18 protein-coding genes are annotated in these 19,697 nt (G+C 62.1%); 7 read left to right on the forward strand and 11 right to left on the reverse strand.

The genetic code is table 11. The features are described from left to right. Positions 1-54: 54 nt before the first annotated feature. Positions 55-2,487 (forward strand): TonB-dependent receptor, encoded by a 2,433-nt coding sequence (locus tag NR126_RS07995; RefSeq protein WP_256829987.1) that lies wholly within the window; start codon positions 55-57, stop codon positions 2,485-2,487. 9 nt (positions 2,488-2,496) lie between these two features. Here NR126_RS07995 and NR126_RS08000 read toward each other — a convergent pair whose 3' ends face one another. Continuing rightward, a complete protein-coding gene (locus NR126_RS08000; RefSeq protein WP_027618597.1) occupies positions 2,497-3,372 on the reverse strand; it encodes a helix-turn-helix domain-containing protein in 876 nt (291 codons plus the stop codon). Between the two features lie 137 nt (positions 3,373-3,509). Here NR126_RS08000 and NR126_RS08005 point away from each other — a divergent pair, with 137 nt between their 5' ends. Further along, on the forward strand, positions 3,510-4,412 hold the full coding sequence (locus NR126_RS08005; protein ID WP_027618598.1) for a DMT family transporter: 903 nt from the start codon (positions 3,510-3,512) through the stop codon (positions 4,410-4,412). 6 nt (positions 4,413-4,418) lie between these two features. On the opposite strand, the gene NR126_RS08010 is transcribed toward NR126_RS08005, so the two are convergent. From NR126_RS08010 to NR126_RS08020, 3 genes are all read right to left on the reverse strand, one after another. Then, complete coding sequence (locus tag NR126_RS08010; protein WP_027618599.1) at positions 4,419-4,928, reverse strand: DUF2165 domain-containing protein; 510 nt, start codon at positions 4,926-4,928, stop codon at positions 4,419-4,421. 192 nt (positions 4,929-5,120) lie between these two features. Then, positions 5,121-6,095 carry a D-glycerate dehydrogenase gene (locus NR126_RS08015; protein WP_027618600.1) on the reverse strand — a complete coding sequence of 325 codons (975 nt, stop codon included), beginning with the start codon at positions 6,093-6,095 and terminating at the stop codon, positions 5,121-5,123. A 96-nt stretch (positions 6,096-6,191) separates the two neighbouring features. Further along, on the reverse strand, positions 6,192-7,160 hold the full coding sequence (locus NR126_RS08020) for a LysR family transcriptional regulator (RefSeq protein ID WP_027618601.1): 969 nt from the start codon (positions 7,158-7,160) through the stop codon (positions 6,192-6,194). 176 nt (positions 7,161-7,336) lie between these two features. Between NR126_RS08020 and NR126_RS08025 the strand changes: the two genes are divergently transcribed. Genes NR126_RS08025 through NR126_RS08040 form a run of 4 tightly spaced genes read left to right on the forward strand, consistent with a single transcriptional unit; the run spans position 7,337 to position 12,097 of the window. Beyond that, entirely contained in the window at positions 7,337-8,848 is a 1,512-nt protein-coding gene (locus tag NR126_RS08025; RefSeq protein ID WP_256829988.1) for an efflux transporter outer membrane subunit, read from the forward strand. A gap of 10 nt (positions 8,849-8,858) precedes the next feature. Continuing rightward, entirely contained in the window at positions 8,859-11,045 is a 2,187-nt protein-coding gene (locus NR126_RS08030; RefSeq protein WP_256829989.1) for an FUSC family protein, read from the forward strand. Next, positions 11,035-11,235, forward strand: coding sequence for a DUF1656 domain-containing protein (locus NR126_RS08035; RefSeq protein ID WP_027618604.1), 201 nt, complete (start codon positions 11,035-11,037; stop codon positions 11,233-11,235). The genes NR126_RS08030 and NR126_RS08035 overlap by 11 nt, the downstream gene beginning before the upstream one ends. Before the next feature lie 10 nt (positions 11,236-11,245). Next, entirely contained in the window at positions 11,246-12,097 is an 852-nt protein-coding gene (locus NR126_RS08040) for an HlyD family secretion protein (protein ID WP_256829990.1), read from the forward strand. Between the two features lie 38 nt (positions 12,098-12,135). Here NR126_RS08040 and NR126_RS08045 read toward each other — a convergent pair whose 3' ends face one another. Then, on the reverse strand, positions 12,136-12,519 hold the full coding sequence (locus NR126_RS08045; RefSeq protein WP_256829991.1) for a DUF4440 domain-containing protein: 384 nt from the start codon (positions 12,517-12,519) through the stop codon (positions 12,136-12,138). Beyond that, positions 12,516-13,733, reverse strand: coding sequence for an MFS transporter (locus NR126_RS08050; protein ID WP_027618607.1), 1,218 nt, complete (start codon positions 13,731-13,733; stop codon positions 12,516-12,518). The genes NR126_RS08045 and NR126_RS08050 overlap by 4 nt, the downstream gene beginning before the upstream one ends. A 110-nt stretch (positions 13,734-13,843) precedes the next feature. Between NR126_RS08050 and NR126_RS08055 the strand changes: the two genes are divergently transcribed. Next, positions 13,844-14,725, forward strand: a complete 882-nt coding sequence (locus tag NR126_RS08055; protein WP_105755105.1) for a LysR family transcriptional regulator — start codon at positions 13,844-13,846, stop codon at positions 14,723-14,725. 3 nt (positions 14,726-14,728) lie between these two features. On the opposite strand, the gene NR126_RS08060 is transcribed toward NR126_RS08055, so the two are convergent. From NR126_RS08060 to NR126_RS08080, 5 genes are all read right to left on the reverse strand, one after another. Further along, positions 14,729-15,553 (reverse strand): SDR family oxidoreductase, encoded by an 825-nt coding sequence (locus NR126_RS08060; RefSeq protein ID WP_105755106.1) that lies wholly within the window; start codon positions 15,551-15,553, stop codon positions 14,729-14,731. A gap of 30 nt (positions 15,554-15,583) precedes the next feature. Continuing rightward, positions 15,584-16,048, reverse strand: a complete 465-nt coding sequence (locus NR126_RS08065; RefSeq protein WP_256829992.1) for a multidrug transporter — start codon at positions 16,046-16,048, stop codon at positions 15,584-15,586. Positions 16,049-16,219: 171 nt separating this feature from the next. Continuing rightward, positions 16,220-17,671 carry a mannose-1-phosphate guanylyltransferase/mannose-6-phosphate isomerase gene (locus NR126_RS08070; protein WP_027618611.1) on the reverse strand — a complete coding sequence of 484 codons (1,452 nt, stop codon included), beginning with the start codon at positions 17,669-17,671 and terminating at the stop codon, positions 16,220-16,222. Positions 17,672-17,839: 168 nt separating this feature from the next. Beyond that, positions 17,840-18,493: an alginate O-acetyltransferase AlgF gene (locus NR126_RS08075; protein ID WP_105755107.1), complete on the reverse strand. Its 654-nt coding sequence runs from the start codon at positions 18,491-18,493 to the stop codon at positions 17,840-17,842. A gap of 14 nt (positions 18,494-18,507) precedes the next feature. Further along, a complete protein-coding gene (locus tag NR126_RS08080) occupies positions 18,508-19,686 on the reverse strand; it encodes an alginate O-acetyltransferase (protein ID WP_256829993.1) in 1,179 nt (392 codons plus the stop codon). Positions 19,687-19,697: the final 11 nt, after the last annotated feature.

The raw sequence follows: 19,697 nt of genomic DNA on the forward strand, positions 1-19,697 counted from the left end.
TGATGAAAGTGCGATTGATTCGCATCGGTGCGTTACTCCACACGGGTCCAAGCAATGAAGTCCAGGTCAGGTTCGGTAGTGTTCAAGCAGCAGTGGTTCGGTGTTTCAGTGTTGGCCGTGTCGGCGTTGGCACTGTTGCCGCAAAGTGTCGCCCAGGCCGCTCAGGTCGGTGCGCAGCACAGCACGCAGTTCAGTTTCAGTATCGCCGCCAAACCCTTGTCTCAGGCCCTGAGCGATTTCAGCCGGGTCACCGGCCTCAGCGTGGTCTACACCGATGAAGCCCCTTACGGCCTGACCGCGCCGGCGATTAACGGCCAGATGAGCGCCGAGCAGGCCATGCAGCGGTTGTTGAGCCAGTCGGGACTGACCTTCCGCCAGACCGATGCCCACACGCTGGCCCTTGAACCGCTGCCGACCACGGGCGCCTTGAACCTCGGCGCGACCACCATCACCTCGACGCTTGATCAGTCGACCAGCTACCAGCCGCCTTCCACCACCTCGATTGCCCGCTCCTCGGCCTCGCTGCAGGAAATTCCCCAGACCATCAACGTGGTCGCCGCTCAGGTCCTGCGCGATCAGGCGCCGCGCAATCTTGACGATGCCTTGGCGAACGTCAGCGGCATCACCCAGGGCAACACCCTGGGCGGAACCCAGGACTCGGTGATGACCCGAGGCTTCGGCGACAACCGCAATGGTTCGATCATGCGCGACGGCATGCCGATCGTGCAGGGCCGGGGCCTGAACGCCTCGGTGGAGCGGGTGGAAGTGCTCAAGGGGCCAGCGTCTCTGCTGTACGGCATCCAGGATCCGGGCGGGGTGGTCAACATGGTCAGCAAGAAACCCCAGTTGCAGAGCTATAACGCCCTGACGGCGCGCGGCTCGACCTATGGTGACGGCAAGAACGGCAGCGGTGGCAGCCTCGACAGCACCGGTGCCCTGGGCGAATCCGGGCTGGCTTACCGGCTGGTGTTGGACCACGAGGACGAAGACTACTGGCGCAATTTCGGCACCCACCGCGAAACCCTGATCGCACCGTCGCTGGCCTGGTACGGCGACAGTACCTCGCTGTTGTTTGCGTACGAGCACCGTGAATTCCTCTCGCCCTTTGATCGTGGCACGGCGATCAATCCGCGGACCTATCACCCGCTGGATATTCCCGCCTCGCGGCGCCTCGACGAGCCGTTCAACAACATGGAAGGGCGCTCGGACCTTTACCACTTCGAAGCCGACCATCAGCTCGACGACAACTGGAACGCCCACTTCGGCTACAGCTGGAACCGCGAAACCTACGATGCCAGCCAGGTGCGCATCACCGCCATCGATCCTGTGAAGGGCACCCTGACCCGCAACATGGACGGTACCCAAGACGCGCTGACGACCGATCGCTTCACCACCCTCAGCCTCGAAGGCAAGGTTGAGCTGGCAGGTATGCAGCATGATTTGGTGATGGGTGTGGACGACGAGTACCGCAAGATTTACCGCGCCGATCTGATCCGCCAGAAGAGCCTGTCACCGAGCTTCAGCTACCTCGATCCGGTGTACGGCCGTGAAGTGGCCGGCACTACAGTGAGCGCCCCGGACAGCGAACAGACCGACCTGCTGCGCAGCGACTCGGTGTTCCTCCAGGATTCGATTCACCTCACCGATCAATGGATCCTGGTGGCTGGTGCACGTTTCCAGGAGTACGACCAGTACGCCGGGAAGGGCCGTCCATTCAAGGCCAATACCGACAGCAACGGACAGAAATGGGTGCCCCGCGCTGGCCTGGTGTATCGCTACACCGATGAACTGTCGTTCTACGGCAGCTACACCGAATCCTTCAAACCCAACTCGACCATCGCCCCGCTGAGCGGCAGCAGCACGGTGCTCGATGGCAGCGTGGCACCCGAAGAAGCCAAGTCGTGGGAATTGGGGGCCAAGCTGGATATGCCGGGCCGGATCACCGGCAACATCGCCCTGTTCGACATCAAGAAGCGCAACGTGCTGGTGGCCAACTCCGAAGGTCCGGTGACGATTTACAGTGCGGCGGGCGAGGTGCGCTCGCGCGGATTGGAAGTCGACCTCAGCGGTCAGTTGAGCGAGCGCTGGAACCTGATCGGCAGCTACGCCTATACCGATGCCGAGGTCACTGAAGACCCGACTTACCAGGGCAAGAAACTGCAAAACGTGGCGCGCAACAGCGGCTCGTTGTCGGCGGTTTATGACTTTGGCAGCCTGATCGGCGGTGACCAGTTGCGGGTCGGCGCGGGGGCGCGTTATGTCGGCGAACGGGCCGGTAACGCGGTGAACGACTTTGACTTGCCGGCCTACACCGTGGCCGATGCCTTCGCCACCTACGACACTCGCCTGGACGGGCAAAAGGTCAAGTTCCAGCTCAACGTCAAGAACCTGTTCGACCAGACCTACTACACCTCGGCGGCGAGCCGGTTCTTCGTGTCGATGGGCGATGCGCGGCAGCTGTCGTTGTCCAGTACCCTGGAGTTCTGACGACTGCGCTCAGGCGCAGAACGCCTGGCGGAATTCGCCGGGCGTGCCGTGCATGGTTTGCCGAAAGCGGTTGGTGAAATGACTGGCGCTGGCAAACCCACAGGCCAGGGCTACTTCGCCGAGGGGCAGGGTGGTGTTGCGCAGCAGGTGCCGAGCATGGGCCAGGCGCCGCGCCAGCAGGTACTGATGGGGCGGCAGGCCGAAGCTTTGGCGAAACATCCGGGCGAAGTGGTACTCCGACAGTGCGCACATCGCCGCGAGTTGTCCCAGGCTGATGGGCTGTTCCAGATGCTGGTCGATGTACTCCACCAGTTGCCGGCGCTGGTAGGCAGCCAAGCCACCTTTGAGGCGCAAGCCCTGGCGCAGGCCGACCTGGTTGAGCAGGGTGTGGCTGAGCATTTCGTGGGCCAGGCTGCTGGTCAGCAGGCGTTCGCCGGGCTCCTTCCAGTTCAGTTCGGTCAACTGGCGAAAGCGTTGAGCCTGCAGCGGGTCGTCGAGAAAGGTGCTCTCCTGCAACTCCACGGCGCGCGGTTCGCGGTCGAGCAGGGTGATGCAGCCGAGGGCGAATTGGTCGGGGCTGAAATACAGGTGGGCGAGGCGGATTTCGCCGTTGATCACCCAGGCTGACTGGTGTTCGGCGGGGAGGATGCAGAGTTTGTTCGGGCCGCCGGTGGTGCCGGGCTGTCCACGACGAAAGGTCCCGGTGCCGCCGGCCAGGTAGCAGGACAGGGTGTGATGCCCGGGCGCCTCGTAGTCCTGAGAGTCGTGATGGTTGTTCCACAGGGCTGCAGCCATGCCGTCACCGAGCTCGGCACTGTGCTCCAGACGAGCATGGGGCGAGCGGTTGAGGGCTTGAAAGACTTGCAGGGTTTCGAGTGCGGGCATGATCGTTTCTCCAACGCCTTGCATCCTACTCCCTCGCCATGGTCGTGCCAGCCCGGCAGCCGACAAAAGCGCAAGTTTATGCAAGCGCGCTTGATCATCACGCCACAGACTGAAGGCCATCTTCAGGAGTGAGCGTGATGAACCTTTCGTTGTATGTGCTGACCGTGCTGATCTGGGGCACCACCTGGATTGCCCTGAAACTGCAACTTGGGGTGGTCGCCATTCCGGTGTCGATCGTCTATCGCTTTGGCCTGGCGGCGTTGGTGCTGTTCGTGATGCTGCTGCTCAGCCGCAAGCTGCAGGTGATGAACCGCCGTGGCCATCTGATCTGCCTGGCTCAGGGGTTGTGCCTGTTTTGTATCAACTTCATGTGCTTTCTCAGCGCCAGTCAGTGGATCCCCAGTGGCTTGGTTGCGGTGGTGTTTTCCACGGCGACCTTGTGGAACGCGCTCAATGCACGGGTGTTCTTCCGGCAGAAAATTGCTCGTAACGTACTGCTGGGCGGCGGGTTGGGTTTAGCGGGACTGGGCCTGTTGTTCTGGCCCGAGCTGGTCGGTCACAGCGCCAGCCCGCAAACCTTGCTCGGCCTGGGTCTGGCGCTGTTGGGCACCCTGTGTTTCTCGGCCGGTAACCTGCTCTCGAGCCTGCAGCAGAAGGCCGGGCTGAGGCCTCTGACCACCAATGCCTGGGGCATGGCCTATGGCGCGGCGATGCTCTCGTTGTATTGCGTATTCAAGGGCATTCCCTTCGATATGGAGTGGAATACCCGTTACGTCGGTTCGCTGCTGTACCTGGTGATTCCGGGTTCGGTCATCGGTTTCACCGCGTACCTGACCCTGGTCGGGCGCATGGGGCCCGAACGTGCGGCCTATTGCACGGTGCTGTTCCCGGTGGTGGCGCTGAACGTTTCGGCCCTGGTCGAGGGTTATCAGTGGACCGCGCCGGCGTTGGCCGGGTTGGTGCTGGTGATGCTGGGTAACGTGCTGGTGTTTCGCAAACCTTCGGCACGCAGCAAAGCGCTGAAGGCCGACCTCGCGTGAGGGTGATCAGTGTTCGTTTTTCAGGGAGACATAGATCAGCGCAGGAAACATGTACGCGAGATTACTGCGGGCCCAATCAAAGGCATTGCGCTTGGTCGAGTATTCGACATCAAACCATTCATTAATGATGACTACATAGAGGATGTAGTAGACAAAGATCGCTGTTGTCAGGCCGATAATGGCGAACTTCTTGGCGCTCTGGAACTCCTTGCGGGGTGCCTCGATAGTTCGGTAGAGCTGATAAGTCCCGATCAGGCAACATATCGTGAAGATGGTCTCGAACGTAATGATCGCCCAATAGAAGCGATGATGAAAATAGCTTGAGGTGACGGCGCGGTAGCGACGTGAATCGTTGCCTTCAGTGGTGGTCATGCTGAGGATCTCGCCAATGTATTCGTAATAGGCGGTGTAGTCCGTGAAGTTGTTGACGAGGGTGACGCAACCAAAGGTGGCTGCCATCAAGACAATCAATATTTTGCTGCGCCTGACTGCGCAAGTGGTCGTGAGTTTCATCATGCGCGATATTCTCCTGATATAGAGCCTGTTATTGAAGTTCTCTAGGCGATTGGCGGAGTCTATAGCGCGTGACTGCAATCAGGTTGTGAGTTGCCGTGCAAGTTTTGTCGCTTGATATTAAGCGTTAGTCTGCAACTAAATAGTAATAAGCGGATTGTCAGCGGCACGTCCGGCAAACGTGCCGCCACTGAATCAGCCTTTCCACACCTGCGGGTTGACCAGATCCTGCGGCCGCTCACCCAACAGGGCGCTGCGCAGGTTGGCCAGGGCGCGATTGGACATGGCATCGCGGGTTTCGTGGGTGGCGGAGCCGATGTGCGGCAAGGTCACTGCATTCTGCAATTGGAACAGCGGCGACTCGGCCAGCGGTTCCTTTTCATAGACATCCAGCCCGGCGCCGCGAATCCGCTTGTTCTGCAACGCTTCGATCAACGCCGGTTCATCCACCACCGGTCCACGAGAAATGTTCACCAGGATCGCCTCAGGCTTCATCAGCGCCAGTTCGCGGTGGCTGATCAGGTGCCGGGTTTTCTCGCTCAGCGGTACCACCAGGCAGACGAAGTCGGCTTCGGCCAGCAATTGGTCGAGCGTACGGAACTGCGCGCCCAATTCTTGCTCAAGCGCCGTCTTGCGACTGTTACCGCTGTACAGGATCGGCATGTTGAAGCCCAGGCGGCCGCGACGAGCGATGGCCGCACCGATGTTGCCCATGCCGACGATGCCCAGGGTCTTGCCGTGCACGTCACAGCCAAACAACGGCGCGCCGACGCTGGCTTGCCACTGGCCGGCCTTGGTCCAGGCGTCCAGTTCGGCGACGCGGCGGGCGCTGCTCATCAGCAACGCAAAGGCCAGGTCGGCGGTGCTTTCAGTCAGCACATCCGGGGTGTTGGTGAGCATAATCCCGCGTTCGTTAAAGTAGGCCAGGTCATAGTTGTCGTAACCCACCGAGACGCTGGACACCACTTCCAGGCGGCTGGCGTTTTCCAGTTGTGCCCGGCCCAGCTTGCGCCCGACACCGATCAAGCCATGGGCATGGGGCAGGGCTTCATTGAACTGTGCATTGATATCGCCCTGCTTGGGATTGGGCACGATCACCTCGAAATCCTGTTGCAGGTACTCGACCATGGCAGGCGAGACACGGCTGAAAGCAAGTACAGTCTTTTTCATCGCGGGAAAGCTCATCGGGCGGAGGACAATGCCAAGCAAGCTATCATTCTTGGCAGGGTCAGCGCGAGTCCCATGGACAAGAACCGCGTATCCGCTTCAATTGGTCAAGCGCGCGCCGCCCAGGGTGCCACTCAACTCATAGGCCGCCAATTCTGCCTGGTGGGCCGAAAGAATTTCCGGCAGCGAGCCGCGCAGGTATTCGACCCAGGTCTTGATCTTGGCGTCCAGGTATTGGCGCGAAGGATAGATCGCGTACAGGTTCAGTTCCTGCGAGCGGTAGTTGGGCATCACCCGCACCAGACTGCCGTTGCGCAAGCCGTCGATCGCCGCATACAGCGGCAGCACGCCAACGCCCATGCCGCTGGTGATCGCGGTTTTCATCGCATCGGCAGAGTTCACCAGGAACGGTGAGCTGTTGATGGTGACCATTTCCTGGCCATCGGGACCGTCGAACAGCCACTTCTCCAGCGGAATCACCGGGCTGACCAGACGCAGGCAGGCGTGGTTCAGCAGGTCGCTGGGCTTGGTCGGGCAGCCGTGCGCCTTGACGTAGGCTGGCGAGGCGCAGGCGATGCTGTAGGTGATGCCCAGGCGCTGGGAGACGAAACCGGAGTCCGGCAGTTCGCTGGCAAGCACGATGGACACGTCGTAGCCCTCGTCGAGCAAATCCGGGACACGGTTGGCCAAGGTCAGGTCGAAGGTCACATCCGGATGACTCTTGCGATAGCGGGCGATGGCATCGATGACGAAATGCTGGCCGATCCCGGTCATGGTGTGCACTTTCAACTGCCCGGCGGGCCGTGCATGGGCATCGCTGGCCTCGGCTTCGGCTTCTTCTACATACGCGAGGATCTGTTCGCAGCGCAGCAGGTAGCGCTTGCCTGCCTCGGTCAGGGCGATGCGGCGGGTGGTGCGGTTGAGCAGACGGGTTTGCAGGTGGGCTTCCAGATTGGAGACCGCGCGCGAGACGTTGGCTGTGGTGGTATCGAGCTGCACGGCGGCGGCAGTGAAGCTGCCAGCCTCGGCGACACAGCTGAAGGCGCGCATGTTTTGCAAGGTGTCCATGGGGTGCTCTCAAGGGAGATGGCAAATTGTGACATGAAGTTACGAGGCAAAGCATTCAACCAAGGGATTATCTCGTTAACGGTAACAAAGATTCACAGGATTCCCAGCTTATCGCCGTACGGCCCCAGCCCTAGAATCATCGCGGTCAAACACCTTTCCCTCAGGAATCTGCAGCAGTGCCGCGTCGCATCAACAGAGAGCTCAAGGCTCTCAGTATTTTGGCTTTATCCCTGGCAATCAGCGGCTGCATCGGAACCGGAGGTATTGCCCCACAGGGCAAGGCACTCGATGTCAATACATTGGCCACGGACGAGGCCATCCAGAGCGCTGCACAGGACGCTCATTGGCCCGTCGCACAATGGTGGCGCGCCTATGGCGATCGCCAACTGGACGCCTGGGTCGAACTCGCCGTGCAGGGCAGTCCAAGCCTGGCCATGGCTGCGGCGCGGGTGCGGCAGGCCAAGGCCATGGCGGGCGTGGTGGAATCGGCGGAGTCATTGCAGATCAATGCCGATACCACCCTCAAGCGCCACAACTGGCCCACCGATCAGTTCTACGGACCTGGCGACCTGGCCAACTCCACCACCTGGGACAACAACGCGGCGCTGGGTTTCAGCTATGCCCTCGACCTCTGGGGCCGCGAAAGCAATGCCAGCGAACGTGCCGTCGACCTGGCGCACATGAGCGCCGCCGAAGCGCGCATGGCCCAGCTGGAATTACAGAACAATGTGGTGCGTGCCTACATCCAACTGTCGTTGCATTACGCCCAGCGCGATATCGTCGCCGCCACTCTGGCCCAGCAACAACAGATTCTCGACCTCGCGCAAAAGCGCCTGGACGGTGGCATCGGCACCCATTTCGAGGTCAGCCAGGCGCAGACGCCGTTGCCCGAAACCCATCGCCAACTGGACGCGCTGGACGAGGAAATCGCCCTCAGTCGCAACCAGCTCGCGGCCCTGGCTGGCAAAGGTCCGGGCGAGGGCGCGCGGCTGCAACGTCCGACCCTGGCCTTGGGTGCCGCACTGAAGTTGCCCTCGAGCCTGCCGGCGCAATTGCTTGGGCAGCGTCCGGACGTGGTTGCCAGTCGCTGGCAGGTGGCTGCCGAGGCACGCGGAATCGACGTCGCCCACGCCGGCTTCTACCCCAATGTCGATCTGGTTGGCAGTCTGGGTTACATGGCCACCGGTGGTGGTGCGCTGGAGTTCCTGACCGGAAAAAAGCTCAATTACAGCGTCGGCCCGGCAATCTCCCTGCCGATCTTCGACGGCGGGCGTCTGCGCTCGGAACTGGGTTCGGCCTCGGCCGGTTACGACCTGGCGGTGGCCAGGTACAACCAAACCCTGATCAATGCACTCAAGGGCATTTCCGATCAGTTGATCCGTCGCGAGTCGATGGACAAGCAGCAGGACTTCGCCGCCGAGTCGGTGGCCGCGGCGCAGAAAACCTATGACATCGCGATGATCGCCTACCAGCGTGGCCTGACTGATTACCTCAATGTGCTGAACGCGCAAACCCTGCTGTTCAAACAGCAGCAGGTGCAACAGCAGGTCCAGGCGGCACGCTTGAGTGCCCACGCCGAACTGGTCACCGCCCTTGGCGGCGGTCTCGGCGCGGGCGACGACGTGCCGGCCGACAGCAAAATCCAGGCACCGAAACCCCCGGCCATTCTCTCCGCCCTCGATCATTGAGCAGGACACCATGACTCCCTTGCCTGCACCGCTGCGCTGGCTTTATAGCCTTGAGTGGCGCCGTGGATTTTTCGACTGGGCACGCAGCGATGGCGTGACCTGGGTCTACATCTTCAAGGTGTTGATCGCGGCCTTCCTGACCCTGTGGCTGGCCATGCGCCTGGAATTGCCGCAACCGCGCACGGCGATGATCACCGTGTTCATCGTCATGCAACCGCAAAGCGGCCAGGTGTTCGCCAAGAGCTTCTATCGCTTCCTCGGCACCCTGGCCGGATCGGCAGTAATGGTCGCGTTGATTGCCCTGCTTGCGCAGAACACTGAACTGTTCCTCGGGGCGCTGGCGATCTGGGTCGGTATCTGCACGGCCGGCGCTGCGCGCTATCGCAACTTCCGCGCCTACGGTTTTGTGCTCGCCGGCTACACCGCGGCGATGGTCGGCCTGCCGGCTCTGGCGCATCCTGAGGGGGCGTTCATGGCGGCCGTCTGGCGGGTGCTGGAAATCTCCCTGGGGATTCTCTGCTCGACCCTGGTCAGCGCTGCGATCCTGCCGCAAACCGCCAGTGCCGCGATGCGTAACGCCCTGTATCAACGCTTCGGCGTGTTCGCGCTGTTCGTCACCGATGGCCTGCGCGGACGCAGCCAGCGCGACAGCTTTGAAAGCCGTAACGTCGGCTTCATCGCCGAAGCCGTGGGCCTGGAAGGGCTGCGCAGCGTGACCGTGTTCGAGGACCCGCACATGCGCCGGCGCAACGGCCGCCTCAGTCGGCTGAACAGCGAATTCATGGGCATCACTACCCGCTTCAACGCCTTGCACCAGTTGCTCGAGCGCTTGCGCGACACTGGCGCAGACCAAGTGCTGGCGGCGATCAAGCCGGGGTTGCAGGACCTGGCGGAATTGCTCGACGGCTTTTCCGGACGGGCCCTGACCCATGCCGACGCGGCGCGCCTGGCCAGTCAACTGGCGGCTTACAAGGACGGCCTGCCAGCACGGGTGCGCAGCCTGCGCGCGGCTTTCGAACACAGCGCGCCGAGCGACGCCGATCAGCTGGATTTCCACACCGCCTACGAGCTGCTCTATCGCTTCGTCGATGAGCTGCACAGTTATGCTCAGACCCACGCTTCGCTCGCCGAACACCGCCATGAACGGGAGCAGTGGGACGAACCTTTCACACCGAAAACCAACTGGCTGGCAGCGGCGGCGTCGGGTATTCGCGCCTCGTTCATTCTGCTGGTGCTGGGCAGCTATTGGGTCGCGACTGCGTGGCCGAGTGGCGCCACCATGACTCTGATCGCGGCGGCGACGGTCGGCTTGTCTGCGGCGACGCCCAATCCGAAACGCATGGCGTTCCAGATGGCCTGCGGCACATTTCTCGGTGCACTGATCGGCTTCGTCGAGATGTTTTTTATCTTCCCGTGGATCGACGGTTTCCCGCTGCTGTGCGTGATGCTGGCGCCGGTGATCGTGCTCGGCGCCTTCCTGACCTCACGCCCGCACTACGTCGGCGTTGGCCTGGGTTTGTTGATTTTCTTCAGCACCGGTTCGGTGCCGGACAACCTGACGATTTATAACCCTTACACCTTCATCAACGATTACATCGCCATGGTCATTGGCATGCTGGTCTGCGCGGCCGCCGGCGCGATCATTCTGCCGCCCAACAGTCGCTGGCTCTGGCGCCGACTGGAGCAGGACCTGCGCGGCCAGGTGGTCTATGCCATCAGCGGCAAGCTCAAGGGCCTGGCGACGAGTTTCGAAAGCAGCACTCGCGACCTGTTGCACCAGGCCTATGGCCTGGCGGTGGGTCAGCCGCAGGTGCAGCGCAATCTGCTGCGCTGGATGTTCGTGGTGCTGCAGGTCGGTCACGCGATCATCGAGTTGCGCAAGGAGCAGGCGATTCTCCCGGTGCACCCGGCCTACGCCGAGTCGCAGCCGTGGCGCCAGGCAATCCGGGTCATGGGCCGCTCGCTGGTGCGCCTGTTCCTGCAGCCGGGGCAGAGCAATCTAGAGCGCGCGCTGATTGCCGTCGACCATGCCATCAGTCGCGTCCAGGCCACCGACGAGCCCTTCGCCCCGCACTTCGACACCTCGGCCCTGCGCCGGGTGAAGAGTTACCTGCATTTCATTCGCACTTCGTTGCTCGACCCGCAATCGCCGCTGGCGGCGCTGACCGCCCCGCAAGGACCTGACCATGCCTCGTGAAATCGCCTTCCACGGCGTGTACATGCCGACCATGACCCTGATGTTTTTCATCGCCGCCGCCTTGGCCTGGGCGCTGGACCGGTTTCTTTCCGGGTACGACCTCTACCGTTTTTTCTGGCATCCGGCGTTGTTGCGCCTGAGCCTGTTCATTTGCCTGTTCGGCGCCCTGGCGCTGACGGTTTATCAGTGAGACCGCTTCGATGAAAAAGCTTTTCAGTCTGCTTGCCACCTTGCTGGTGCTGGCCCTTGCGCTGTGGATCGGCCGCTCGTTGTGGGTGCACTACATGAACACCCCCTGGACCCGTGACGGCCGGGTGCGGGCCGACATCATCAACGTCGCCGCCGACGTCACGGGTGAAGTAGTCGACGTGCCGGTGCGGGATAACCAACTGGTGAAAAAGGGCGACTTGCTGATGCAGATCGATCCTGAGCATTACCTGCTCGCGGTCAAACAGGCGCAAGCGCTGGTGGCTTCGCGCAAGGCCACCTGGGAAATGCGCAAGGTCAACGCCCACCGGCGTGCCGACCTGGACAACCTGGTGATCTCCCGCGAGAACCGCGACGACGCCAGCAACATCGCCGACTCGGCACTGGCCGACTACCAGCACGCCCAGGCGCAACTGGAAGCCGCGCAATTGAACCTCAAGCGCACCAAAGTGCTGGCGGCAGTGGACGGTTATGTCACCAACCTCAATGTGCATCGCGGCGACTACGCACGCATCGGCGAACCGAAAATGGCCGTGGTCGACATGAACTCGTTCTGGGTCTACGGCTTCTTCGAAGAAACCAAGCTGCCTCACGTGCGGGTCGGTGACCAGGCCGAGATGCAATTGATGAGTGGTGAAGTGCTCAAGGGTCACGTGGAAAGCATTTCCCGCGGCATCTACGACCGCGACAACCCCGAGAGCCGCGAACTGATCGCCGACGTCAACCCGACCTTCAACTGGGTGCGCCTGGCCCAACGGGTGCCGGTGCGCATCCATATCGATGAAGTGCCGGAGGGCGTTCTGCTGGCGGCGGGGATTACTTGCACGGTGGTGGTGAATCTGTAGAAGCGAGCAAGCTCGCTCCACAAGGTGGGGTGGGGCATTCAGCAAAACGTCTCATGCAGATGCCGCCACGCCAGCGCCCCTGACGCCTGTCGTTCCAAAACCGCAGTGGCGCGCCTGTCGTTGAGCACCCCGCTGGCATCCGACTGCAGTTCGCGGTAGCTGACGCTGGCGCCATCGGCATGCCGGTCGATGCTATGCCACTCGCTCAACTCGATGCGCAACCCAGGGCGGGCGCCGCCGAGTTTTTCGAACAACGCTTGCAGGCCTGCAAAGTCCAGCGCGTCACCATTGGGCGTGATCATCGAGAACTGCGGCGAGAATCGCGCGAGCAGACGCGTTAGCACCTTGCGATCATCCGTGCCGGCGAACCATTGCTCGATGTCGGCGAGGGTGTGGCTGACTTCAGCGAAATAGTCATTCATGGGTTTTTCTCCAGTTTGGGGTGGGGAGTGATTAGGGCCTTCACCGGCGTGGCATCGAAGCGCCAGACGGCGAGGAGCGGGATCAGGGTCAGCAGGGCGGCGATCTGGAAGCAGCGCTCGAAGGCGTGCAGCGATTGCGGGCCCAGGGCATCGAGCAGCGCACTGAGAACTGCGGCGCCAAGGCCGAAGCTCAGTTGGCGGTTGATGTTCCACAGGGCGCTGGCGTGGTTCATGCGCTCGGCACGGATGTCGAGAAACGCCAGGGTTTGCGCGCAACTGCTGCATAAGCTGCCCCCCAGGCCCATCAATCCATAAGCGAGGATCGGCAAGCCACCCTGGGGTTGCTCGATGAGTATCAACAAGCCAATCCCGACGCTTTGCAGCAGCGCGCCGAGTATCAGGAGCGGCTTGGGGCCGTAGTGTTGGAAGGCGCGTTTACCGGCGATGATCGCCAGTGCCGAACCCATGGCCCAGGGCAGCATCAGTGCGCCGATCTGCGCGACCCCCCAGCCGCGTTGATTCAGGTACAGCACGGCGATCAGGCTGGTGCCGATGAACACCCCGGGAATCAGCAGGTAGACCCACATGGCCAGGCGCAATGCCGGATTGCGCAGTAATTGCAGGTCGAGCAAGGGGCGTGTCGTACGCTCGACGACCGCGTTATCGGTCTTCAACCAAAGCGCCGCCAGCAGCAGGGCCAGCAGGACAAACGGCAGATTCAGGTAAAACACCCAGCGCCACGACAGCGCTTGTACGATCAGCCCGCCCAACGCCGGTGACAATGCCGGGACCAACAACGCGACCGACATCACCCAAGTCGTCAGTTGAGCGCGCTGCTGCGCCGGGAATTGGCGGAACGCCAGGGCCTGGCCGATGGGGATCAGCAGGCCGCCGCTGAGCCCTTGCAGCAGTCGCCAGCCGATCAAGGCTTCAATCGACGCGGCTTGTGCGACCAGCAGCGAAGCGCAACCGAACGCCAGCAGTGAAGCCAGGATCAGGCAGCGCTCGCCAACCTTGGCCGCCAGCCACACGCTCAGGGGAATGACCAGGGTCAGGCCGAGCATGTAAGCGTTGCCGATCCATGCCAGTTGGCTCACCGAGGCTCCCAACTGATGGGCAATGTCGGGGTAGGCGATGTTCGCGACAAACATGTTCAGCAGGTCCAGGGCGAACCCCAGCAGGTACACCAGCGCGACTTTCCAGCGATAGGCCATGACGATTTTCCGGTCAATGAGCGGTGCAGGGTAGGGCGCGCAAAGGTTTGGAAAAACAGCGAATTGGCTGCTAGTTTGTCAAAATTATTTTGACAAGGAGCGCCGCCGAGATGGTCAGCCTGGACCGATTCGATACCTTTAAAGCCGTGGTCGAGGCTGGTTCGCTGACCGCAGCGGCCGACCTGCTGGGGCAAACCCGGGCGGTGGTCAGCTTCAACCTCAAGCGCCTGGAGGCCGAGCTGGGCGTCACCCTGTTGACCCGCAGCACCCGCCAACTGGCCCTGACCGATGCCGGCGAGCGGTTTTACCAGCGCTGCGTGCGCACCCTCGACGAAGCGCGCCTGGCTATCGAGGATGCTCGCTCGGAGCACAGCCAGCTCAAGGGCACGCTACGCATCACCACCACCCTGGAATTTGCCCTGGCCCAGGTGGTGGCGGCCTTGCAGGTGTTCCGCGAGCAACACCCGCAATTGAACATCCATCTGTCGACTTCATCGACACACGCGGACCTGATCTCCGAGCGCTTCGACGTCGCCCTGCGGCTGGGGCGCATGTACGACTCCAACCTGCGCGCCGTGCAGTTGTCGACGTTCGACATTCATGCGGTCGCGGCACCGGCGCTGCTGGCGCAACACCCGCCGGTGCAGACCCTGGAGCAGTTGCAGGCACTGCCGGCGCTGGGCCACGGGCGGGTGCCGGAGTTGACGGTGGAGGACCCGGAAGGCACGGAACACGTCTATCAGCCACAGCCCGGCAAGACCACAATCATCGCCGACAACTCGGCCACGCTGCGGGCCTTCGCGTTGTCTGGTCAGGGCGTGGCGATCCTCCCGGAATGGCTGGTGGCCGATGACCTGAAAAGCGGCACCTTGCAACGCCTGCTGCCCGGTTACCGCTTCGCCCGGCAAGGTGTCTATGCCCTGTACCCGGACACCCGCCACCTACCGCTGAAGGTACGGGCGTTTATTGATTTCATGAAAGAGTGGAATTGAATTTCAGAGCGAACCGCGCAGACCAAAGCGCTTCATCAGCACCCACTCCAGCAAGCCTTTGGGCAACAGCGCGGCGAGCAGGGGAAGGGCGCGGCTGCCGTTACCCAGGCGCAGCAGGCGCGGTGGCTGATCTTGCTGCGCAGCCTTGAGCAGGTCGGCGGCAAATTCGCTGGCGGGTGTGGGCTTGTCCTGGGAGGCCTTGGCCCGTGCCCTAATGCCTTCGCGTAGCGGCCACCACGGCGATTGCTCGCTGATCAACTGCTCGGCCTCGGCGCCGGCGTTCTTTGCAAAGCTTGAGGCAATCGCACCGGGCTGCACTTCCATCACGCGGATGCCGAATGGCGCCAGCTCCATGCGCAGTGCATCACTCAGTGCATGGACCGCTGCCTTCGAAGCGCAATAGGCGCCGGCGAATGGCGTGACCAGCACACCGGAGACGCTGCCGATATTCACCACCAGGCCCTTGCTGCGACGTAACACGGGGAATAGCGCGCGGGTCACGCCAACGATGGAAAACACGTTGGTTTCGAATTGACGCTGCATCGCCGCCACGCCGCCATCGAGCAGTGGCCCCATGGCGCCGTAACCGGCATTGTTGATTAACAGGTCGAGGCCGCCGTGCTGCTGGTTGAGGCGTTCACTCAACTGCTCGAGTGCCGGTCCGTCGTTGACGTCCAGTTGCACTGCGGTGAAGCCGGCGGCCGCCAGGAACGCCACGTCTTCAACCTTGCGCGCCGTGGCCCAGACCTCGTAGCCGGCCTGTTTGAAGGCATCGGCCAGGGCGCGGCCAATGCCGCTGGAACAACCGGTGATCAACGCAACGGGCATGGCGCATTCCTTGTGCAGGGAAGAGGAAAGTCAGTCGGAGAAACTACCCTGCAATCGCTCGGCGCGAAACTCCAGGGTTTGCGGGCGGTAGCCGGGGCGCAGGGGTGGCATGGGCAGGCAATCCTGCCAGTTGGCGCCGGCCTGCAGTTCGCCAGGGCCACGGTAGCGTGGCGCGGCGTATTGATTGTCGGCCAGGTTGACCGTATCGCCCGGGGCATAGGCGGCGATGCGCCAACGCAGCTCGGTCAGCGGAACGTCGTTGCCGTTGTTCATTTTCAGCAACAGCGGCCGGTCAGCCGGGCACTGCTCGGGGGCATAACTGATCCGCAACTCAAGGCGCGCCAGTTGCTTGACCTCGCGGTTATCCAGCCACACCACCCAGGCGGCTACCAGCCCCAGGCCCAGCGCGGCGGCCAGGGACACAGGCAAGGCTTTACTCGGATAGCGCAGTAACAGAACCAGCCAGGTAATGATCAGCAAAACGCCAATGAACATGACGTACAACCTCGGGAACAGAGATCAGCATCCTACCGAAGCATAGGGGAGGTTGGCGAATGGGGGAGGTCTTGTTGTCGCCCTCAGGAGCCCCCGTGGGAAAGCCCCTGTCCAACCCACTGCGGATAGGGGACGCAGTCGGCTGGACAGGGGCTTGTTCTTGCCGGGCAGTTACTGCGCGATGGTTTTTACCGACACCCCACGCTCCAGCGGTGTCGAGCGCCCATAGATATCCTCAAACCGCTCAATATCATCCTCGCCCAGGTAACTCCCCGACTGCACCTCAATGATCTCCAGGGGAATCTTCCCCGGATTGCGCAAGCGATGCACCGAGGCAATCGGAATGTAGGTCGACTGGTTCTCGGTCAGCAGGAACACGTTCTCATCACAAGTCACCTCCGCCGTGCCGCTGACCACGATCCAGTGCTCGGCACGGTGGTGGTGCATTTGCAGCGACAGGCAAGCCCCCGGTTTGACCGAGATGTGCTTGACCTGGAAACGCCCGCCCATGTCCACCGAATCGTAGGAGCCCCACGGACGATAAACCTCGCAGTGATTCTGAGTCTCGCTGCGGCCCTGTTCGTTGAGGGTGTTGACCATCTGTTTGACGCCCTGGACCTTGTCCTTGTGGGCAATCATCATCGCGTCTTTGGTTTCGACCACGACTATGTTCTCCAGGCCGATCACCGACACCAGTTTGCCGTTGCCGTGGATCATGCAGTTGCGGCTGTCCTGGATCACCACGTCACCTTTACTGACGTTGCCGTTGACGTCTTTTTCATGCACGTCCCACAGCGACGACCAACAACCGACATCGCTCCAGCCGGCGGTCAGCGGCACCACGCAGGCGCGCTGGGTTTTTTCCATCACGGCGTAATCGATGGAGTTGTCCGGGCAGCAGGCGAAGGTGGCTTCGTCGAAGGTGATGGTGTCGGCGTCCTGGGCGCTGCGTTCGAGGGTCAGCAGGCAGGTGTCGTAGATGTCCGGATCGTGTTTTTTCAGCTCCTCGAGGAAGCGGCTGGCGCGGAACAGGAACATGCCACTGTTCCAGAAATAGCCGCCCGTGCGGACGAACTCGGTGGCGCGCTTGACGTCGGGTTTTTCGACGAATTGCGCGACCCGGCTGATACCTTCCGGCAGCAGCGCATCGTTGGTCGACTTGATGTAGCCGTAGCCGGTTTCCGGCTTGGTCGCCGGCACCCCGAACAGCACCATCTCGCCGCGCTCGGCGGCGACTGTGGCCAGGGCCAGGGCGCGTTGCAGGGCCTTCTGGTCTTCCAGCACGTGGTCGGCCGGCAGCACCAGCATCAGCTCGTCGCGACCTTCATTGACCAGCATCATCGCGGTCAGGGCCACGGCCGGTGCGGTGTTGCGGCCGAACGGCTCCATCAGGATGCGCTGGGTTTCCAGCTTGCGGCTGCTCAGTTGCTCGTTGACGATGAAGCGGTGGTCCTGGTTGCAGACCACGATCGGGTTGTCCATGCCGTCGAACACCAGGCGTTCGAGGGTTTGCTGGAACAGCGTGTGCTCGCCGGTCAGGGCCAGGAACTGCTTGGGGAACTGTTTGCGGGAAAGCGGCCAAAGACGTGAACCGCTACCGCCGGAGAGGATGACTGGGATCATGGTGTAACTCCTTCAAAATTTTTAAGTCGGGGCCGCTTGTAGGAGCGGGCTTGTCGGGCCGCCGCATCGCAGCGAAGGCGGCGTATCAGACACATCAATGCCCAATGACACACCGCAATCGCCAGCCAGCCGGCTCCTACAAGGAACTGCATCAATTCGGAAAATGGCTTAGCGAGTAGAAACCGGACGTTTCACCCACACCGGCGACAGGCTGCTGCCGCTACCCGTGACGTACAGCACCGCCGCTTCACCGCGCTCCAGGGCAACGGGTTTGACGTCGCCGACTTTGGTAGCACCGTCGTACAGCGCCAGGCTGACTTTCACCGGGTTGATCTCGCGTTCGCCACGGCCTTTGGCGGCGACGGTCTTGACCACTTCGGTCTTGCCGTCGGCGGTCTTCAACGTCAGCGCCTTGTCGCTGAGGTTCTGTACCCGCACCAGGGATTTCTGCTTGTTCTTGAACGGCGGTTCTTCGATCAGTTGCGGCTGGCCGCTGGCGTTGTTGACCAGGGTGTAATAGTGGTCGGCGGCGAGTTTCACCGGCAGGCTCTGGCTGCCAACCTTGGCGCTGTAGTCGCCGCCGGGCATGAAGCTGAAGTCGCTGCTGGCCAGCGGCGCAACATCGTTGAGGGCGGTGCTGCCGACGGTGGCGCTGACCTCGGCGTTGCTGGCGTTGTAGATCCGCACGAAGCTCGAGCCTTTCGGCGCGGTCGGGCCGTAGAGCGCGGCGTCACCGGCGAAGGCCTGCAGAGACAGCGCGCTCATACCAGCGACGAGGGCGATGGTCTTGGCGAGACGACGAGGAGTGGAAGTGCAAGTCATGGGAGTTACCTCTTTCAGTTTTGCGCCCGGTCGGGCATCTCGGATTTACGGATGTTGAGTGCAACGTTCTGTTGGCGCGCACCGGCTTGCTTGAGTTCGGCGACCCATTGCGGGTCGGCGTCGCCGATTTCGTTGTTGACGGGCAGATAGCGTTCGGGGAACTCCCAGATCAGCACCTGGGGCGGGCTGTTCTTGAAGTCATCGCTTTTCAGGTAGCTGAGCATCGGCAGGATCGGCCCGTGGCCGTCCTCGGCGTAACTGAGCACATCGCTGTTCAGTGCCTGCTTGAGTGCGCCGACGAAATTCCAGTTTGGGTTGGCGCTGTAGCTGGTACCGACCAGGGCGACGGGCACCTCGCTGTTGGCGAACAGCGCGTCCTCACCTTCAGCAGGTTGCTCGGCAGCAACGGTGGTGCGCTTTTGCAGCGGTTCGGTGGCCGGCATCAGGTTTTCGAACAGCGGATCCAGCGGCAGGAACAGGCGCAGGTCGCCCTTGTGACTGACGTTCTCGCTGGCCTGGGTGACGAATTGCTGAGGTTGGCCGCTCAGCGGGGTTTTCTCGGCAATGGTCCGCGCCAGTTGCTCGGCGGCGATCTGCGCGCCTTCCGGGGTCCAGTGAGTATCGGTGCGCAGGAACACTTGCTGCCCGGCATTCTTGGCCTGTTGCAAGGGGCCCAGCAGGTCAGGCGCGGGGATCCGCTCGGCGGCCACGCGCTGGTGGAAATCCTGGTACAGGTCGGCATGGATGCTCGCCGGCTTAACCTCGGCCAGATGCTCCGGATACAGGCGCACCTTGGCCGGGACGATTGCCATCACCAGTTCGACGCCACGGGCCTTGAGAGTCTGGCGTACGCCTTCGACCAGCGCGTAGTTGCCTTGCAGGTTCAGCTCTTCGTTGACGATCGGGTTGAACTCTTCATCGCTGTATAGCCATTGATCGCGACCGAGCACCACGCCCGGACGCCCCTCGTTGAACAGCTTGAAATCCAGCGCCGCCCACAGGTTGGTGCCCAGGCGCTTGATTGGGAATTCATCGTCGTAGTGGGTTTCCACGGCCTTGGACCAGCGGCCGTTGAGCACGGTCGCCTCGTTGTTGGTGCTGAAGCCGAAGAAGCTGCGTACCGACCACAGGCCCAGGACCATCAGGGTCACCAGGAACAGGGCGATGTAGAACACGCGTAATGAGCGGGTCATGGTCAGATCCC

The organism is Pseudomonas sp. Pse1, assembly GCF_024519635.1.
GTDB lineage: Bacteria > Pseudomonadota > Gammaproteobacteria > Pseudomonadales > Pseudomonadaceae > Aquipseudomonas.